This window comes from Vibrio sp. 1978 (assembly GCF_033344345.1).
Window position 1 is genome coordinate 18,757 of the sequence record NZ_JAWPOP010000003.1, and the last position, 18,448, is coordinate 37,204.

Sequence of the window (18,448 nt, forward strand, 5' to 3'; positions counted from 1 at the left end):
TTATGAATAAAAAAGAAGTCCTCATGTCTGCTCGTGATTTAAACGTCCACTTTCCTGTGTCGCGTCACCTTATTCCAAGTCGACGTAAAATCGTGAAAGCGGTCAATGGTATCGACTTAGATGTTTACCGAGGTGAGACACTTGGCATTGTGGGGGAATCAGGCTGCGGAAAATCAACACTTGCACGCGCCTTACTTCGCTTAATTGAACCTACACATGGCGAGTTGACTTGGAAAGGTCAAGACATGCTCGGGTTTAGTAAGAAAGAGCTTTCCTCTCGACGTAGAGAATTTCAGATGGTGTTTCAAGACCCATCCGCTTGTTTGAATCCGAGGTTAACCATCTCAGAATGCATCGCCGAACCACTGCTCACCCATGAGCCGCAACTTAAACGGGCTGAGGTAGAAAAGCGTGTCATCGCTATGATGGATAAAGTGGGTCTCTTGGCGAGCCAGCGAAACCGCTATCCACATGAATTTTCCGGAGGTCAATGCCAGCGTGTGGGCATTGCTAGAGCGTTAATTCTCAATCCAGATTTGGTCGTGTGTGATGAACCCGTTAGTGCACTAGATGTCTCCATACAAGCTCAGGTCATCAATCTTCTAGATGATCTTAAACAAGAAATGGGGTTAACACTGGTGATGATTGCGCATGACTTAAGCGTGGTGCGCCATATCAGCGACCGCGTTATGGTGATGTATCTTGGTAAACCTATGGAAGTAGGACGTTACGATCAAGTATTTGATGATGCACAACACCCCTACACCAAAGCACTGTTATCTGCTGTCCCGATAGCTAATCCGCAATTAGCACGTGACCGTGAAATACAACTATTGCCCGGCGACCTTCCTTCTCCACTTAATCCACCGAGCGGTTGCGTTTTTCGTACTCGATGCCCAGAAGCAACAGAAGTATGCGGGCAACAGAACCCAATAAAAACAGGCTCGGAGCAGCATCATATCTATTGCTCAAATATGACTTTAGGAACCATTTAATGAACAATACTAACTCAGTAAACCAACGCCTTACGTTATTGCGTGAGGCAATGTCCTTTCACAACGTGTCTGCATATATCGTGACCAACAATGACCCACATAACAGTGAATACTCAGCGGATCATTGGTTAGCGCGAAGCTGGATTTCAGGTTTTACCGGCTCAGCAGGCGATGTCGTCATTACCCAACAAGGTGGTGGCCTGTGGACTGATGGTCGTTACTATATTCAAGCTGAAGAACAGTTACACGGCACAGGACTTGAACTGTTTAAAGCCAAACAACCAGAAACGCCGACAGTTGCCAAATGGCTGGCTACCACGCTACCAGAAAACAGTATTATCGCGGTTGACGGGCGCGCCATCAGTTACGCTTTTTATCAAGGCCTCAAACAAACCTTTGAAGCGAAAAACATTAAGATCATTCTCGACCTGGATTTACTCACACCGATTTGGCTTGAAAGACCACCTCGCCCAAGTGCACCCGTATTCGAGCACCCCACCGCTTTTGCTGGCGTTGACACTGAAAATAAGTTAGCGAGAATCCGTTCTTGGTTAACCGAGAACCAAGTAGATAGCTTATTAGTGTCAACGCTAGATGATGTCATGTGGACAATGAATATTCGAGGTGGTGATACGAATTACTGCCCAGTTTCTGAAGCCTATCTAGTCGTAGAGCAATCACTTGCGACACTGTTTATTGATAAAGCCAAACTGCCTCAAGACGTTGAAAGAGCGCTGACCGATCAGAGTGTACACATTCGCCATTACAACTACGTAAGTCAGTATTTGAATCAGCAATGTGAGGGATTATCGCTCGCTTTTAACCCGACCCACACAGACAGCTTATTGGTGAGTTCGATTGAAGGGAATGTGAATCTAAAGCCAATGGCTTGCCCTGTAACGGCAATGAAGGCCATAAAAAATGCGACCGAGCTAACTAGCCTAGAACAGGCATTAACAGATGATGGTGTGGCAATCGTAAGGTTTATGAACTGGCTCGAAGAGCAAGTTCCAAGCGGACTCGTTACAGAATTGTCTGCTGAGGCACAACTGAATCACTATCGCCGTCAAACCCGACATTATGTGAGTGACAGTTTCCGCACTATCGCAGGCTTCGCAGCTCACGGGGCAAAAATGCATTATGCCGCCGATGAAGAAAGCAATGCGGCAGTCAATGAAAGCAACTTCTTTCTCGTCGATTCTGGTGGCCAATACCTTGGCGGGACAACAGACATCACCCGTACTTTCCACTTCGGGTCACCGACCATTAAGCAGCGCAAAGATTATACCTTGGTGCTCAAAGCGGTCATCCGACTGACTCAGACTCGATTCATGAAAGGCTCTACGGGTGCCAATCTTGATATCATGGCGCGTGGCGTCTTATGGCAACATGGTATTGATTACAAGTGCGGCACTGGACACGGCGTGGGCATTTGCTTGAATGTTCACGAAGGCCCACAAAATTTCTCGCAAAGCCACCACGAGGTTGAACTAAAACCGGGTATGGTCATTACTAATGAGCCAGGCGTTTATCGCGAAGGTGAGTACGGGGTAAGAATAGAGAACATTCTTAAAGTTGTAGAAGTAGAACAAAATGAGTTCGGCACGTTTTACGGTTTTGAGACCATCACTCTTGCTCCAATTGCGACCAACGCCCTTGATTTATCAATGCTAGATCAAGCAGAGCTAGACTGGCTCAATCATTACCATTCACGAGTCTATCAAGCACTTAGCCCTTTTCTTGATACGCAAGATAAAAACTGGCTTCAACGCACAACCCAACTTATTGAGAAATAGGATATCAGCAAGCTTTATAACGTTTTCATTTTCATCTCAAACTCCTTGTTTGCCAGCCTTCGGGCTGGTTTTTTTATAGAGATAACGGCGTGAAAAACAAAAACGCCCCGCAATGTTAGCGAGGCGATCAATTAAATTAAAATGATGCAGTTAAAATGCCCTACTGACGACACTTCTGAGCATCAAAATCAACGACGATGGCGGCATTCTCAAAGTCACCAGAGACTTTAACGTAGCCCCAGTAGTTACTCTGATTTGACAACGTAATACACTCTCCATTACCAATATTATCTGACCACCCGTGAAGATTAGCACCATCCGGCCAACCAGAGTTACTGTATTCAAGCTTTAGGTTGCCCATACCGTTCCCCGTCGTTATCGCCAGATTTGAGCTCTCATTCACCGCTGGCACGCTCAGCCAAATGGTTTGTTGATTTGCCAAGCAAACAGGCTCTCCTGCTGTTAGGCGCCCACCGCTTACTTTACTTTGCACCGCGCAGTCTTGTGGCAATGTGTCATTACCGCCCAACGTTGAGATAACAACACTATGAGTGGCGGTTGCCGTCAAGCCTTCACTGTCTGTCACACTTAGACTGACCGAATACTCCCCTTCACTCCCATATTGGTGCGTCGGCTTGGTTTGTGTACTTGTCGAGCCATCACCGAAGTCCCATAAGACGCTGACGATCTTCCCGTTTGGGTCTGTACTGTTTTCACTGCTAAATGTAATGCTTTCACCGACTTTCCCCTTGTTGTTTGCGGTTATGACTGCATTAGGTGCACCATTTGAGACAAGGGCTTGCTGCCACTGCTCAAACTCACTTTGATATAAATTCGCCCATTGGGTGATCGTTGCTTTGTAATTGCTCCAATTCCCTTGGCGTGTTTCCACCAGCATTTGGTTTACGTCATCTTTATGATTTTCAAACATAAAACGTACAGCTAAGTACCCCCAACGATAAATTCGATCGACATCAAACCCATCATAAGTAGTCTCGAAAATCTCACTTAAGGTATATGTCGAGCCGTCTAAAATCGTCTCAAGTGCTGCTTGGTTGTCATTTTCTTGAGCGACATACTCTGCAATGCCTTCACTCCACCACACTATTTTTTCAGTTGGATGACTAAACCCTCCATAGAGATCAAATCGACCATCTAAGTAATGCACGTATTCGTGCTCTAAGTTCCAGACAAAGTGATCCGCGTTCGCATAAGAGGCTTCATAAGCAATAAAGTTGGGAATATTCCCCGGCTGGGAAGGATCGCCTTCCAAGTACATACCGCCATTGTCAGTACTAATATCGAAAATTGGCCCTGCGTACTTACCATAATCGGTGCTTGAATCGAAGATATTGACTTGGAGCTGAGTATTGTGGTCATCTTTTACTGGCTGTTCACCAGTTTCTAATGACTGATGAAAGTAACCCTCTTCGTAACCCATTTTAGAACATGCGGCCGCGTGTTGCTCTTGCGTCATATTCTGGGACAATATTCGAATTGTTGGACTACAAGTATAAGTTTGCGATAGCACTAAGCCTTTTAGCTCAGTTTCGAAATTACAAATTCCGAACTCACTACAATCTGCGTAATATGAGGCAGTGTCCGCCGCCGCAAGCCAAACCGCGTCACCCCGACCATACATTTCATACTGTTCAAAGATTCGACTCAGCTGACTCTTCACAACAGAACTCGCGTTACCCGTATACTTGGTTAAACGCCCGAGCTCTCGCCCCGCATTCGCGGCCATGAACTCATCTTCAGCACCGATTGATGATGCCCTCAGAGCAAAATCGCCTAAAGCTTTGGCAAGGTCCGTTTGGTTGCCAATTATTTGCACAAATTGCTCGTTCCACTGCCCACCAAACAAAATAGTGAAAACACCGTTAACTGCATTGCGCATATACCAGTGCTGGGCGTATTGATCATTCCAACGTGTAAGCCACTGGGTCACTTGCGGTAAGTACGCGTGCTGCAAGCCCGCACTATCCATAGTGATGATGACTTCACTAAGCACTTTGCCGTGACGGTCGCTGTTCTCATAGAAGTTTGCGTTATTAACAAACGCATCCACGGATTCTTTCACCGCTGGGGTAACCCATTCAATAAATGAGATGTTGTCATTGTAAAACTCGGCGTAATAACCCGCGCGCAAGTATAAGAAAAACGTTTCGAGTTCATCGCTCCCGCCACCTGTATACCCCTTCGCCAATGTCGTAGTGCGCTTCGCAATGTTGTACATATGATCGGAGCTAAATACCGACTCCTGAATCCGACTTTCAGCAGAGAATAACTGGTTCACGCACGTCGCGCCCTGACTTAAAATTTCGCTGATCAATTGGTTACTGCTTTCGGTAACCAATGCTTCCAAATCACAAGCAGTGCTCGACTCATCAAGGCTTTCAAGTGACTGTACTCGAGTTGCCTTGGAGGGCTGAATAGGGAGAGTTGCGGTTGGTTGGTATTCAACTCGATTGGATTCAACACCGTGTGTATGAGCCGAATGTGCATGTTGCTCTGTAACTTGAGAAACTGGCTCGCTTAACGCAAATACGCCAGTGCTGGTTAATGTTGTCGCAATCGCGACACTCAAAGTCTTCAGTTCCATCTAATTTCTTCTATATTGAGTTTTCCTTAAATGCATTACGTCTTTTGCATCGCCACTGCCCTTATTACTGCAAGAGCATCTCCATATAATCTACTCGCAAGACAAGATGAAACATTTTGTTAACAACTGAACGTGACGGTGTCAGTTTTTGGTACTCGAGTTGCCGTTGCACGAGCTTGCCAGAAATCGATTTGCTTTAGTAATATTGATCAACTAGTTGTTTATCTTTCCATTCAAATATCTTTTATTGCTCCTCACAAAAGCGATAAAATGGTTTCTTTTCTTTTTGCTAAACAACTCCTATGACCGACGCTGATATTGAGCTACAACATCTTTGGTTAGAAGTCCAAGCCGAACGCTGGCAAAACCTGCCACGCTTTTTATTCAGTTACTACTGCTACAAGCACAACCTTGTCAGTAAAACCAACAAAGTTTGTTGGGAGACGGCACGTGCAAGACTGCCCGCTTCAACATCAATAAAAGAGCGAAAAAAGGCGGTGGTTGAACCGTTAGTCTCTGAGGAAACCGTCGTTGGGTTATTGAAATCCATCAGCAAAGATGGGGAAATGACGTTTAACGTGATGGTAACCACACTTAATGCGTTTTTGCACTATGTTGTGATTAGCAAGGAAGAGAAAGCCCGACTTAAACCAAACATGCCAGCTAGTTGGTATCAGCGATCAAACAAGTCGCCTTTGGCACGTTTCGAGCAGGCTGGCATTAATCTACAGGAGTGACATGTCAGTCATCGCTGATGATAAACACAAAAGACAAGCGCCTACAATGAGGCGCATTTGGTCAAAAATTGAGGAGCACCTAAACAAAAGTGCGTAGCGAGCAACAAAGAAAAAGTTTGGTTATTCTTGAATGCCTCGAATGCGTACATTACGCCTACGTAGAACTTCTAAAGTCACGAGCAAACACACCGACATAAAAATCAGCAACGTAGCGACCGCCAATATAGTCGGACTGATTTGCTCTCGAATTCCTGACCACATCTGCCTAGGAACGGTTTTTTGTTCTGCCCCAGTCAGGAATAACGCCACCACAACCTCGTCGAACGAAGTGCCAAAAGCAAACAAGCCGCCAGAAATCATCCCCGGACGAATCAGAGGAAAGGTAATGTGTCTGAAAGTATAAACAGGGTTTGCTCCTAAGCTAGCCGCCGCTTTTACCAAGCTATGGTCAAAGCCGCTTAACGTCGCAGTAACGGTAATGACGACAAAAGGCGTACCTAACGCAGCGTGTGCCAAAATGACGCCTAAATAAGTTTGTGATAAGCCAAGGCGTGTGTAGAAAAAGTACATCGCAGCAGCAGAGATAATGACTGGTACGATCATGGGCGAGATCAACAGCGCCATAATCGTATTGCGAAAAGGCAAGTTACTACTTGCTAAACCCAACGCCGCCAGAGTTCCCAGCCCTGTTGCAACGAGTGTCGCCATAAAAGCAATGAACGTGCTATTTTTCAGCGCCAACAGCCACTGATCACTAGTAAACATTTCTTGATACCAGCGAGTAGAATACGCTGCAGAGTCAAGGTTTAACATCCCCTCGGTAAAAGTAAAGTAAGGCGTTGCATTAAACGATAACGGGATGATGGTCAGAATTGGAGCGATTAAAAAGAACAGCACCCCCCCACAAAAAGCTAAGTAACCTGCGTAAGCAACTCGCTCTACTTTTGATGCATAGTTTGGTAATGCCATGGTTATCCCCCTACCTTAAGGTTGTTAATGCCAATCACACGGTTGAACATATAAAACAGAACCAGTACAACGAACAAAAGCAGTCCACCCAATGCGCCAGCCATCCCCCAGTTCAGTGATGTCTGCATATGATAGGCAATCATATTGGAGATCATCTGTCCGCTTCTTCCACCAACCAAAGCGGGCGTAATGTAGAAACCAATAGAAAGAATGAAAGTGAGCAAGGCCCCCGCACCTATCCCAGGTAACGTAAGCGGCATATAAATTTTCATGAACGCAATGAAAGGCGTCGCGCCTAGAGAACGAGCGGCACGGAAATAAGTTGGGCTAATTCCTTTCATTACACTATACAGAGGCAGGATCATAAACGGCAACAGAATGTGAACCATAGACACCACCGTTCCGAAGGTATTGTGAATCATCTGAATTCGCTCAGAAGTAAAACCCGACCAAATAAGGAGATCATTAATGACCCCTTGGTTTTGCAGCAGAACAATCCAAGACGTGGTTCTGACTAATAATGATGTCCAAAATGGCAGCAGCACAATAATTAAAAGTAAGTTCGCGCGCTTATCAGGTAAATTGGCAAGCAGGTAAGCAACGGGGTACGCCATCACCAAACAAATTAAGGTGATTGAGATAGACATCCAAAAAGTTTTAAAGAAAAGGTCGACGTATATTTGGCGTTTTTCTGGTTGGGGCTCAATGTCTCCAAACTCATTCACTTGCAAGTCTAGCGCTGCAAGATAATGACTGAATGTTAATGCGCCACTAAGATTCTTAAACGCCGCCCAATATTTAGGATTAGCCCAACGCTTATCCAGCTTAGCTAGCTGTGTCACCGAGATCGGCAGCGACGTCAACCGAGACAACTTTCTGCCGGTTTTCATGAGTAAACTGCGCATACCAGACTCTTCAATATTCATCCGGTTGGCTATTTTCGGTAGCTCTTTGCTTTGATAAAGCGCAAGTACCTCAACAGAGAATGCCTCAATGACTTCTTGATGAGGCTGACCTTGATAATCCCAACTTTCTAAAGCTTGAATAGTTTGTGGGAGTGACTGGGATATTTCTCGGTTATCCACGCTTCGAAAAAGCATGTCGAGGATAGGAAAAGCAAACGTAAGCAGAATAAAACACACCAATGGCGTTGTGAGCATAATGGAGCGAAGCTTTTTTCGGCGCTCTGCCTTTTGCAGCTGCGCTTTCAGATTGGTTTCTTGCTCATGAACTTGGCGTTCGATTTCCAGTACAGAATCTAATGCGGTTAGCTCTCGACTCATGCTGCTACCTCGCTACTTTGAGTTTGTGTCCCATCAAGAGCATGGCAATCGTCACTTTGCCAACCAATACGACAAATTGAGCCAGGCGTTAACTGCAAGTGTTTACGATTATCGTTAGGTACTTTAACGATGAAGTGACCAACGCTCTCTACTTCGACGACCAGACGATAATGATCACCGTGATAAATCAATTCTCGTAGGACGCCCGAGACTTGGTTCTCACAAGACGCTTTCTCTGGTTGAATAACAATCTTTTCTGGTCGAATGGAAAGTGTTGTTCTCTGCCCTTGCTCAGAGACTCTGACAGGTTTCGCAGTAAATAACTCTTTCCCAACGAGCACTTGGCAATACTTTCCGTTCCACTCTTTGACTAAACCTGAGAGTTGGTTGTTTTCTCCGATAAACTGCGCAACAAACGTATTACTCGGAGATTCATAAAGCTCGGTTGGTGTCGCGAGTTGTTGCACTTCGCCGTGATTAAAAACCGCAATACGGTCGGACATAGTGAGAGCTTCGTCTTGATCGTGCGTCACATACAAAATGGTAATGCCAAGCTTTTCATGCAAATGTTTAATTTCCATCTGCATTTGCTCACGCAGCTGCTTATCTAACGCGCCTAGTGGTTCATCCATCAACACGAGTTTAGGCTCAAACACTAATGCTCGCGCTAACGCAACACGCTGTTGTTGACCACCTGATAACTGCTTCGGGTATCGAGTCGCAACATGCTCAAGCTCGACCATTTCTAATACACTCTGAACTTTGCTTTGAATCGTGTCACTGTCGAGTTTTCGCACCTTTAAAGGAAACGCAAGATTCTCAGCAATGGTCATATGTGGAAACAACGCATAGTTTTGAAACACCATACCAATATCGCGCTTGTGCGGCGCGAGATGATTGACAGGAACGCCATCGATATAAATGTCTCCACCGGTCGCAGTTTCAAAGCCTGCTAGCATCATCAAGCAAGTGGTCTTGCCCGATCCTGACGGCCCCAACATAGTAACGAACTCTCCAGGAGTAATATCTAAGTTGAAGTCTTTCACCACCAAATTCGTGCCATCGTAGGTTTTCTTAACGTGTTGAAAGCTGACATAGTCCTTGTTTTCCGTGCTCATGACTTCCCTCTTCTCATTTTTTGAATATTACGAATGAGTAGAGCGTCAGTTAACGCTCTACTAAACAGCACAATTACAGATTGTATTTGGATAGGTCTAAGCGGGTTTCTAACGCATGTTCAACCATTTGAATGACTTGTTGACGCTCTTCACCTTGTAAGAGTTGGCGTGGCGCACGAACTTGTTCAGAGCCACGTCCGCAGACTTGCTCGGCCAATTTTATGCACTGAACCAGCGTAGGAATGGTGTCTAAACGCAGTAGGGGTAAGAACCAACGGTAGATCTCTAACGCTTCAGCATAACGACCTTGGCTTGCCAGTTTATAAATCGCAACGGACTCTTCTGGGAATGCGTTGGTTAAACCAGAAATCCAGCCGGTCGCACCTAGCATCAATGATTCAAGAGCGATGTCATCAACACCACTGAACACGGTAAAGCGGTCATCAAATTTATTGTAAAGCTCGGTGATACGACGAGTATCAGTGGTCGACTCTTTGATAGCTACAATACTTTCAAACTCAGCCAGTTTCGCCATGATATCGAGGTTTACATCGACACCATAAGCAACCGGGTTGTTGTAAATCATGATTGGCATTTCTGGCGTTGCTTCTGCTAGCGTGCGGTAATATTCGAACGTTTCGCTCTCAGACGTGCGGTAAACCATGGCAGGCATCACCATACAACCATCGATACCAATTTTGTACGCATCCTGCATGTAATCAACAGCTGCTGTGGTAATAGACTCTGCTGTACCAGCAATCAAAGGCACACGGCCATTTACGACTTCTTTTGCCGCTTGCAAAACCTGGCGTTTCTCCTCCGGGTACAACGCGCAGTTCTCACCGACAGTACCCAAGCAGATAATGCCATTCACACCATCTTTAATCTGGTTGTCTATAACGGTTTGCGTTGCGTCTAAGTCAATTGACTGATCTTGACGAAATTGCGTACTGACCGCCGGATAAACACCTTTCCAATCAATTTTCATGAACTACTTTCCTTATATGTATATTGTATGCAATTTAAATGAACGAGCGAAAATGCTCAGACATGGCTATCTATGCCATTTTCTAACAACACCGCCTTTACAGCGGCCAAATCAGCCAAAGCACTGCCAACTGATTTGTATAAAGTAATGACCTCATCGTTTTGACGTCCTGAGATTTGTTGGGCGCAAAGCTGCGGTAATTCCCCTTTGATATCGTCTGACGTGAATACGCCCTCTTGAATTGGAATGAGAAGATCGCCCGCTTCGGCTAATACATTAATACGGCTATCAACATACACCTGTGCTCGTTGCACTGCTTCGGAGTCACATTCACGCTTGTCCAAGTCATGATTACCGACCAAATCAATATGGGTGCCCGGCTGCACGTCTGCGCCATTAAACAAAGGCTCTGCTGATGCAGTAATACAGCTGATGATGTCAACGTGTTTGATAACGTGGTCCACTTTTTCTACGACTGAAACGCGAAACCGACGCTCATCAGGAAGCGACTGATACTCTGAAGATGACACAATGGCATCTACCGTCGCCTCGGCTTTATCTGAGTTACGCCCCCAAATATAAACCTGCTTAAGTGGGCGAACCGCAGCGTATGCCCACGCAAAATAAGGCGCAAGATTGCCCGTTCCGCAGATCAACAGACGATCAGCATCGGGACGCGCCAAATAGTCCGCTGCCAACGCAGAAGCTGCGGCGGTGCGCCAAAACGTTAAAACTTTACCGTCCACGAGTGCGAGCGGCTCACCATCGTTTCGTCTAAAAACAAGCAGCTTAGATGCAAGCGTATCTTTGCCTTGCTCAGGGTTATGCGGGAAATACGTAAAGGCTTTCACCGCAATCAACTCCTGGTTCCAAGCTGGAAGTAGCGCAAACGCCTCGTATTCTCCCTCTTCTAAGGGCATGACTCGGCGTTGAGGTATTGTTGCTGGCCGCGAGTACATTTCACGCATCGTTTCAATAAGAGACTTCATTGTTAAACATTGCGCGACTTGCTGTGCTTCGATGACTTTCATCATTTCTCCGAAAACATAAATACAGTTGAGGAAAGTACGGAACCTCGCTTATGGATGAAAACTCGACCCCATACACAAATTAACGCCTAGTTAAGCAGCCAGGTATTGAACTCTTCATTGAGTTCATCCGCGTAGTCTGACCACCATTCATCGTTAATCAGGAAGGCGGTTTGGAAGTTTTGAGGTGCGGTAGGAAGGTTCGCTAAAATGTCTGGGTTCACCTCCGCCGAAGACGACTTACGCGTAGGCCCATAGGCAACGTACTTAGCTTGATCAGCTAATGGTTTTGTTCCTGAAGAAAAAGCAATGAAGTCCAATGCAAGCTTTGTGTTCTCACTCCCTTTAGGTATCGCCCATCCATTCATGTAACCCATTTGACGGTCCCATATAATCCGAAATGGTTGACCCTCATCTTTACGGGCATTGTGGATTCGGCCGTTAAACGCCGAGGCGATCACCACTTCTTTGTCTGCAAGCATTTGAGGTGGCTGGGCACCTGTTGTCCACCACAGTACTTCTGATTTGATCGTATCCAACTTAGCAAAAGCACGCTCACGCCCCGCTTCGGTTTCGAGCAGGCTGTAGACCTCTTCTGGCTTTACACCATCAGCCAATAGTGCCCACTCAAGATTGCCCTGAGGTTGTTTTTGCAATGCACGTCGACCTGGAAAAGTTTTTAGGTCAAAAAGATCGGTCAACTTGCTTGGCAAAGCCTTACCTTTAAACGCGTCTTCGTTCACCGCTAATACAGTGGACACTACGATGGTATTGATTGCGCACTCGTGAATCGCACCATCAATAAAATCCTCTTGTGCTGGTGTTCCATCTGCGCCCGGAGGCAAAATACTTGGGTTCACTGGTTCTAGTAACCCTTCGGCGCAACCACGAACAATGTCTGGCTTGTCGAGAGAAACCAAATCCCAGCGCACGTTGTTCGCTTCCACCTGTGCTTTAATTTCAGCTAATCCGCCGCTGAAATCCTCGGATACGATCTCAACACCTGTTTTTTTAATGAAAGGCTTATGATATGCCTCCACTTGGCTCTTGGTGAATGCACCACCCCAAGATACGACCGTCAATTTGTCTTCAGCATAAGCAGAGGCCCCCAACAGCATTCCTGAAATCAACAGCGCCAATGGTGCTTTGGTCATTCGTGACATGTTTTACTCCTTTTGGTTGTTTTTCTGGAGGCATCCGAGTACGGCTGTTGGACACCATTTTTGTTAAAATTAAGTTAACATTAGCATTTAATATATTTTATACAATATTTAATATTAAATTTTTCAGGCGAATCGTTGTAATGAAAAAGGTGATAGATCAATCGATGTCGGCTTTCCTTCGATAAGCTCTAAAAGGAGATCTGCCGTAATCGCCGCTTGAGTTAATCCAAGGTGTTGGTGGCCAAATGCCAGTAATACATTTCCATCCCAAATGCTATCAATAACCGGTAACGAGTCGACTGTTGAAGGCCGATTACCCATCCACTTTTCTCCTTGCTTGAGTGGATTTAACTCCGATTCAAACATCTCATCACCTAACTGAAAAAGCATTTCTGAACGTTTCATATTGGGTGGTGATTCTACATCGGCATACTCAACAGTGCCTGCCAAGCGTAGCCCGCCAGACATCGGAGTCATGATGAATTTTCTATCGGCAGAGCTAATAGGAAATGGCAGTACATCACGCTTGTCATCCACCATTAGGTGATAACCACGCTCGGCTTGCATAGGCACTTTGACTCCGGTTAGCTGCCATATCAAAGGCTTAGAATGTACACCAGCGGCAACAATGATTCGGTCAAATGAATGTGTTTGAGACTCAACCAACACATCACCATTTTTCTCCAACGCAGATACACCTTTTTGTAAAATCTTACCGCCAAAAACTTCAAAAGCTTCACTTAGCTCAACACAGATCTGATAAGGGTCTAGCGTATGTCCTGTATCGGGAAAAAAGACGCCGACACGAACCTTATGGCTGAGATCAGGTATCCGCTTTCGAATCGCCTCTTGCGTCCAAACTTGATACGCCACACCGTTTTTGGCCAGTGAGTTAAGCGTACTTTGGTAGTCTTTAAACAGTTTCTCGTTTTCAAAAGTGAGCAATGAACCATTCATTTTTATTAGATGCGCTTTTCCGATTGAATCAAGCACGCCACGCCAACTTGCCACTGACCGCTCGTTAAGAGTTTTAATCGCGTTTTTTGCCTGCTCCGCGGCTGATGGCTTTGTTTGTAATAGAAAACGAATCATCCACCCGATAGTGCTTGGAATATCTTGCCAACGGATCGAAACCGGACTTTTGGGATCTAGCAGCATTTTAGGTAATTGTGGAAGCAGCGCTGGCGTTGCAAGAGGGAAGATTTGCTCAGTCGCGATATGACCTGCATTTCCCTTAGAGCATCCATTCCCCACGCCATTGGGATCAAAAATTGTGACTTGATAACCTTGCTGCTGCAACTTCAATCCAATTGATAAGCCAATAATCCCCGCACCTATCACGGCGATCCTTTCCTTTTTTGTTTCATCCTTGACCAACATAAATATGCTCCGAGTCACACTTGAAAACGTAGATTGTATACAATATATTTTACATTACGTTAACATCACTATTGTTTAATTCAACCATTTTTTCAGCAAGGAGCGAAAAATGAGACAAGGAACTTTTTTCTGTATTGATGCCCACACCTGCGGCAACCCAGTTAGGCTGGTAGCAGGCGGTGTGCCTCCACTCGAAGGCAATACCATGAGCGAAAAGCGCCAATACTTTCTTGAGCATTATGATTGGATTCGTCAGGCACTCATGTTTGAACCTCGCGGACACTCAATGATGTCGGGGTCAGTTGTCTTGCCTCCTTGCAGTGATAACGCAGACGCTTCTATTCTGTTTATTGAAACCAGTGGCTGCTTACCAATGTGTGGCCACGGCACCATTGGAACCGTCACCACCGCTATCGAAAATCGCCTTATCACTCCCCAAAAAGAAGGTCGTTTGATACTTGATGTCCCAGCAGGACAAATCGAAGTGCACTACCAAACAAAAGGTGACAAGGTCACGTCGGTAAAGATATTTAACGTACCGGCTTACCTTGCCCACCAAGACGTAACCGTGGACATAGAGGGCTTAGGTGAGCTCACTGTCGATGTTGCTTATGGCGGAAACTATTACGTAATCGTCGATCCTCAAGAAAACTACGCCGGACTTGAACACTACTCTCCAGATGAAATTTTGATGCTTTCTCCAAAAGTTCGCGAAGCGGTATCTCGAGCGGTTGAGTGCGTACATCCAGAAGATCCAACAGTGTGCGGTGTTTCTCACGTGCTATGGACCGGAGAGCCCACTCAAGAAAACGCTACCGCTCGAAATGCTGTGTTTTACGGCGACAAAGCGTTGGATCGCTCGCCATGTGGTACGGGTACTAGTGCACGCATGGCGCAATGGCATGCAAGAGGCAAACTCAATCAAGGAGAAGACTTTGTTCACGAAAGTATCATCGGCAGCCTATTTCAAGGACGTATAGAAGGCATTACCGAAGTGAATGGCAAAGCCGCTATTTTGCCAAGCATTGAAGGATGGGCACAAGTATACGGTCACAACACGATATGGGTAGACGATGAAGACCCATATGCGTACGGATTTGAAGTGAAGTAATAAGGATAGTAAGGAAGAATGATGACCCCACAAGAACCAACCACTTTTTACGCAGTCAACGCCTTTACTGGTGAGCCTCTACCCACAGCGTTTCCGGTGCATGGGGAGCAAGAAGTTAATCAAGCCGCCTCAGCCGCCCAAAGCGTTGCGCGTGAGTTTCGCCAACTAAGCAATGCAAAGCGAGCGAGCTTACTTTGCTCTATCGCCTCTGAATTGGAAGTGAAGAGTGAAGAAATCGTTGCTCGTGCTCATTTGGAAACTGCCCTTCCCGAAGCACGTTTAAGCGGTGAAATAGGACGTACAGCGAGCCAATTAAGACTATTTGCCGAGGTTGTGAGATCGGGTAATCACCATCAAGCAATTTTCGATACGCCAAACCCAAACCGTCAACCACTGCCAAAACCAGATATTCGCCGTCAACAAATCGCAATTGGCCCTGTCGCCGTGTTTGGTGCGTCTAATTTTCCGCTCGCATTTTCTACGGCAGGTGGTGATACGGCTTCGGCACTGGCTGCTGGCTGTCCTGTGATTGTAAAAGGCCATACCGCCCACCCTGGCACCAGTCAACTTGTTGCCGAGTGTATTGAGGCTGCACTTGAGAAAGAGTGCTTACCGCAAGCCATCTTCACGCTATTGCAAGGCAACAAACGTGCACTTGGCCAAGCACTCGTTACCCATCCAAAAATTAAAGGGGTTGGGTTTACAGGCTCCGTCGGTGGTGGCCGCGCGCTGTTCAATCTAGCTCAGCAAAGACCAGAGCCAATCCCCTTCTATGGTGAACTAGGGGCGATTAACCCAACATTTATTCTCCCTTCAGCCATACGAGCAAACGCCTCATTGGCTGAAGAGTTTGTGGCTTCTATGACTTTGGGCTGTGGACAATTTTGTACAAAACCAGGCGTTGTATTTGTCTTGAATAGCCCAGAAACGCAAGCCTTTATCGAAATCGCTCAAGGGTTAATTCGACAACAATCAACGGCCACTTTGCTAACGCAAGGTATCCGAGAAACGTATGAATCCGAAGTGGATAAGCGAGCTTCCGAAACAGGCATTAACGTCACTCGTTCTGAACAAGCAGAAGCGACCAATGTCTCACCAGCGCTGTTCGTGACGGACAGTAAAAACTGGCGTGAAAACCCGCAATGGGAGGAAGAAATATTTGGTCCTCAATCGTTAATCGTAATCTGTGAAGATTTCGATGACATGTTGAAACTGAGTGATTCACTGACTGGATCGCTCACCGCAACCCTTCACGCTACCGCTGAAGACGAAGAACAAGCCAAGCAACTGCTTCCAAGTTTGGAAGAAATCGCCGGACGCCTTGTATTCAACGGTTGGCCAACTGGCGTCGAGGTTGGTTACGCTATGGTTCATGGTGGACCATATCCGGCTTCAACCAATTCTGCCTCAACATCTGTCGGTGCGGAGGCTATTCATCGTTGGTTGCGTCCGGTCGCTTATCAAGCTTTGCCAGAATCTTTATTGCCGGATTCATTAAAAGCGTCGAACCCACTGGGTATCCAACGCGCCATAGATGGCAGTGTGTCCCAATAAGATCAACAAATGGCTCAAAAAGGCATCAACTGATGCCTTTTATTTCACTCTACTTCTCAAAACCTTCTTTCCTAGTTGGTTTGTGCCAGAAAAACAATAAACTACTAAAGTAAAATGGATTGGATACAATATTAATTTCACGGGAGACTTCAATGTCACAGAAACCTGTTTTTAAAACGCGCACTCAGCTCGTTGAGGAAGCAATTCGAACTCAGATCTTGAAGGGCGAGTTAAAAACTGGTCAACCTTTACGTCAAGATGCGTTAGCAAAAGAGTTTAATGTTAGCCGAATTCCTGTGCGTGAAGCGTTAGTTCAATTGGAAGCACAAGGACTCGTTAGCTTTGAACCTCACAAAGGTGCGACGGTCACTGAGCTATCTCCAGAGAAAATCAATGAGCTATTTGAACTGCGCGCTGTCGTGGAATGCCACATTTTAGAGCGCGCGATTCAAAATATGACAGACGCTGACCTTGAACGCGCGCGCGAAGTTCGCGAACGTTTCGAGTCAGTAGTGAACAGTGGCGACGAAGTAGAAGAATGGAGCAACTACAACTACGAGTTCCACAAAGCCCTATATGCGCCAGCCAACATGCCTGAAACTATGGACGTCATTTACAACCTGAACACAAAGTGTGACCGATACATACGCATGCAGCTATTGTTTACTACAGGCATTAAAAAGGCAGAAGAAGAGCACTTAAACTTGTTTGAAATGTGCCAAAATCGTGATATCGAAGGCGCCAAGTACCTGCTGAAAAAACACATTCTAGAAGCGGGCACAGCGATTCGAAACCTGCTGCTTGAAAGGCAAAATATCAGCCAGTAAACGGAATAACGAATAAGGTGATATTCAAGGATGAATGTTGGACCAAAGTTTTTACTCGCAGCGCTACGACAAAAGATTAAAGAAGAAGGGCTTTGCTACAATTCCTTGTCAGAGAAAAGTGGCATCCCTTTATCTAGTATTAAACGCCACCTACATAATCCAGCTTTAGGTTTGGATAAAGTACTTATTTATCTGAACTACCTGAATACCGATCTCATCGAACTCGCAATCTTAGCCAACGAGCTTCAGCACCAAAACGAGCAAATGCTAACAGATGAAGAGAGCGCCCTTTTCGTTGAGCATCCTTACTTACTTGATTTTATTTATATGCTGACTTCTCGTGATATTAAACCGCAAGAGATAGCCCAAACTTACGGACTTTCTGATACAAGCTTACGATTCTATTTGCGTATCGCGGAAATTCTAGGATATGTCGAAAACTTCGGAGACGGCTTGTTTTACCGTTCTGGTCGTCGATTTATTATGGAAGAAGGTACGGCATTAGACACCTTATTCAAAGAGCGATTTCAACAAGATTCGCTTTCTCATGATATCAACCCAGGCGTATGTATAGGTCGCATTAGGCTCACCGAAGAGCAGAAAGTGCAAATAGAGGACGAGCTTTGTAATAAATTAGCGAAACTTAACGCAGTTAACACTTCCAACAATGAAGGTGAACTAACAAATATATTAATGCGCTGCACTCCCGGTGCTCAGATATTTTTCGCTGATGATTTACCTAACATTGACGGAAGCTTATTAAAGCACGTCGCTCAACTCACTAAATTAAGTTAAAGCATCAGATAAATAAATCAAACACCCCCGAGATAACATCATATATCCCTACCAAACTATTGATTCAAAGCGTTTCCTGAATCTAATTCTGATTTTTTA

The 18,448-nt window shown here is 45.6% G+C and carries 15 protein-coding genes; 7 read left to right on the top strand and 8 right to left on the bottom strand.

Annotation, left to right across the window (positions count from 1 at the left end):
* Positions 1 to 2: 2 nt before the first annotated feature.
* Together R8N49_RS03865 and R8N49_RS03870 are read left to right on the top strand one after the other, a co-directional pair.
* Entirely contained in the window at positions 3 to 995 is a 993-nt protein-coding gene (locus R8N49_RS03865; protein ID WP_158173840.1) for an ABC transporter ATP-binding protein, read from the top strand.
* A complete protein-coding gene (locus R8N49_RS03870) occupies positions 995 to 2,791 on the top strand; it encodes an aminopeptidase P family protein (protein ID WP_017633962.1) in 1,797 nt (598 codons plus the stop codon). Before R8N49_RS03865 ends, R8N49_RS03870 begins: the two co-directional genes overlap by 1 nt.
* 160 nt (positions 2,792 to 2,951) lie before the next feature.
* Here R8N49_RS03870 and R8N49_RS03875 read toward each other — a convergent pair whose 3' ends face one another.
* The gene (locus tag R8N49_RS03875; protein ID WP_017820899.1) at positions 2,952 to 5,396 is read right to left on the bottom strand and encodes a collagenase; all 2,445 of its coding nucleotides are present in this window, start codon (positions 5,394 to 5,396) and stop codon (positions 2,952 to 2,954) included.
* Positions 5,397 to 5,698: 302 nt separating this feature from the next.
* Between R8N49_RS03875 and R8N49_RS03880 the strand changes: the two genes are divergently transcribed.
* Positions 5,699 to 6,133, top strand: a complete 435-nt coding sequence (locus tag R8N49_RS03880; protein WP_042521922.1) for a hypothetical protein — start codon at positions 5,699 to 5,701, stop codon at positions 6,131 to 6,133.
* A 120-nt stretch (positions 6,134 to 6,253) separates the two neighbouring features.
* On the opposite strand, the gene R8N49_RS03885 is transcribed toward R8N49_RS03880, so the two are convergent.
* The 7 genes from R8N49_RS03885 to R8N49_RS03915 all read right to left on the bottom strand — a co-directional run bounded on the left by R8N49_RS03885 (position 6,254) and on the right by R8N49_RS03915 (position 14,062).
* On the bottom strand, positions 6,254 to 7,102 hold the full coding sequence (locus R8N49_RS03885; RefSeq protein ID WP_104975268.1) for an ABC transporter permease: 849 nt from the start codon (positions 7,100 to 7,102) through the stop codon (positions 6,254 to 6,256).
* 2 nt (positions 7,103 to 7,104) lie between these two features.
* Positions 7,105 to 8,385 carry an ABC transporter permease gene (locus R8N49_RS03890; RefSeq protein ID WP_186584313.1) on the bottom strand — a complete coding sequence of 427 codons (1,281 nt, stop codon included), beginning with the start codon at positions 8,383 to 8,385 and terminating at the stop codon, positions 7,105 to 7,107.
* The gene (locus R8N49_RS03895) at positions 8,382 to 9,503 is read right to left on the bottom strand and encodes an ABC transporter ATP-binding protein (protein WP_005377849.1); all 1,122 of its coding nucleotides are present in this window, start codon (positions 9,501 to 9,503) and stop codon (positions 8,382 to 8,384) included. The genes R8N49_RS03890 and R8N49_RS03895 overlap by 4 nt, the downstream gene beginning before the upstream one ends.
* Before the next feature lie 73 nt (positions 9,504 to 9,576).
* Positions 9,577 to 10,491: a dihydrodipicolinate synthase family protein gene (locus R8N49_RS03900; RefSeq protein WP_005377851.1), complete on the bottom strand. Its 915-nt coding sequence runs from the start codon at positions 10,489 to 10,491 to the stop codon at positions 9,577 to 9,579.
* A 56-nt stretch (positions 10,492 to 10,547) separates the two neighbouring features.
* Positions 10,548 to 11,522 carry an ornithine cyclodeaminase family protein gene (locus R8N49_RS03905; protein ID WP_005377853.1) on the bottom strand — a complete coding sequence of 325 codons (975 nt, stop codon included), beginning with the start codon at positions 11,520 to 11,522 and terminating at the stop codon, positions 10,548 to 10,550.
* Positions 11,523 to 11,608: 86 nt separating this feature from the next.
* Positions 11,609 to 12,682 (bottom strand): polyamine ABC transporter substrate-binding protein, encoded by a 1,074-nt coding sequence (locus R8N49_RS03910; protein ID WP_017820893.1) that lies wholly within the window; start codon positions 12,680 to 12,682, stop codon positions 11,609 to 11,611.
* A gap of 123 nt (positions 12,683 to 12,805) precedes the next feature.
* Complete coding sequence (locus R8N49_RS03915; protein WP_258489339.1) at positions 12,806 to 14,062, bottom strand: NAD(P)/FAD-dependent oxidoreductase; 1,257 nt, start codon at positions 14,060 to 14,062, stop codon at positions 12,806 to 12,808.
* Between the two features lie 109 nt (positions 14,063 to 14,171).
* Here R8N49_RS03915 and R8N49_RS03920 point away from each other — a divergent pair, with 109 nt between their 5' ends.
* The 4 genes from R8N49_RS03920 to R8N49_RS03935 all read left to right on the top strand — a co-directional run bounded on the left by R8N49_RS03920 (position 14,172) and on the right by R8N49_RS03935 (position 18,349).
* Positions 14,172 to 15,173: a 4-hydroxyproline epimerase gene (locus R8N49_RS03920; protein WP_047008677.1), complete on the top strand. Its 1,002-nt coding sequence runs from the start codon at positions 14,172 to 14,174 to the stop codon at positions 15,171 to 15,173.
* 21 nt (positions 15,174 to 15,194) lie between these two features.
* Complete coding sequence (locus tag R8N49_RS03925; protein WP_186585045.1) at positions 15,195 to 16,727, top strand: aldehyde dehydrogenase (NADP(+)); 1,533 nt, start codon at positions 15,195 to 15,197, stop codon at positions 16,725 to 16,727.
* Positions 16,728 to 16,879: 152 nt separating this feature from the next.
* Positions 16,880 to 17,554 carry a GntR family transcriptional regulator gene (locus tag R8N49_RS03930; RefSeq protein ID WP_053303155.1) on the top strand — a complete coding sequence of 225 codons (675 nt, stop codon included), beginning with the start codon at positions 16,880 to 16,882 and terminating at the stop codon, positions 17,552 to 17,554.
* 30 nt (positions 17,555 to 17,584) lie between these two features.
* Positions 17,585 to 18,349, top strand: coding sequence for a transcriptional regulator (locus R8N49_RS03935; protein ID WP_318189867.1), 765 nt, complete (start codon positions 17,585 to 17,587; stop codon positions 18,347 to 18,349).
* The last annotated feature ends 99 nt before the right edge of the window (positions 18,350 to 18,448 follow it).

What these genes read in the sequence shown, in the direction of transcription:
- R8N49_RS03865 (WP_158173840.1), top strand. Translation starts at nt 3, where the DNA reads ATGAATAAAAAAGAAGTCCTCATGTCTGCTCGTGATTTAAACGTCCAC.
- R8N49_RS03870 (WP_017633962.1), top strand. Translation starts at nt 995, where the DNA reads ATGAACAATACTAACTCAGTAAACCAACGCCTTACGTTATTGCGTGAG.
- R8N49_RS03875 (WP_017820899.1), bottom strand. Translation starts at nt 5,396, where the DNA reads ATGGAACTGAAGACTTTGAGTGTCGCGATTGCGACAACATTAACCAGC.
- R8N49_RS03880 (WP_042521922.1), top strand. Translation starts at nt 5,699, where the DNA reads ATGACCGACGCTGATATTGAGCTACAACATCTTTGGTTAGAAGTCCAA.
- R8N49_RS03885 (WP_104975268.1), bottom strand. Translation starts at nt 7,102, where the DNA reads ATGGCATTACCAAACTATGCATCAAAAGTAGAGCGAGTTGCTTACGCA.
- R8N49_RS03890 (WP_186584313.1), bottom strand. Translation starts at nt 8,385, where the DNA reads ATGAGTCGAGAGCTAACCGCATTAGATTCTGTACTGGAAATCGAACGC.
- R8N49_RS03895 (WP_005377849.1), bottom strand. Translation starts at nt 9,503, where the DNA reads ATGAGCACGGAAAACAAGGACTATGTCAGCTTTCAACACGTTAAGAAA.
- R8N49_RS03900 (WP_005377851.1), bottom strand. Translation starts at nt 10,491, where the DNA reads ATGAAAATTGATTGGAAAGGTGTTTATCCGGCGGTCAGTACGCAATTT.
- R8N49_RS03905 (WP_005377853.1), bottom strand. Translation starts at nt 11,522, where the DNA reads ATGAAAGTCATCGAAGCACAGCAAGTCGCGCAATGTTTAACAATGAAG.
- R8N49_RS03910 (WP_017820893.1), bottom strand. Translation starts at nt 12,682, where the DNA reads ATGTCACGAATGACCAAAGCACCATTGGCGCTGTTGATTTCAGGAATG.
- R8N49_RS03915 (WP_258489339.1), bottom strand. Translation starts at nt 14,062, where the DNA reads ATGTTGGTCAAGGATGAAACAAAAAAGGAAAGGATCGCCGTGATAGGT.
- R8N49_RS03920 (WP_047008677.1), top strand. Translation starts at nt 14,172, where the DNA reads ATGAGACAAGGAACTTTTTTCTGTATTGATGCCCACACCTGCGGCAAC.
- R8N49_RS03925 (WP_186585045.1), top strand. Translation starts at nt 15,195, where the DNA reads ATGACCCCACAAGAACCAACCACTTTTTACGCAGTCAACGCCTTTACT.
- R8N49_RS03930 (WP_053303155.1), top strand. Translation starts at nt 16,880, where the DNA reads ATGTCACAGAAACCTGTTTTTAAAACGCGCACTCAGCTCGTTGAGGAA.
- R8N49_RS03935 (WP_318189867.1), top strand. Translation starts at nt 17,585, where the DNA reads ATGAATGTTGGACCAAAGTTTTTACTCGCAGCGCTACGACAAAAGATT.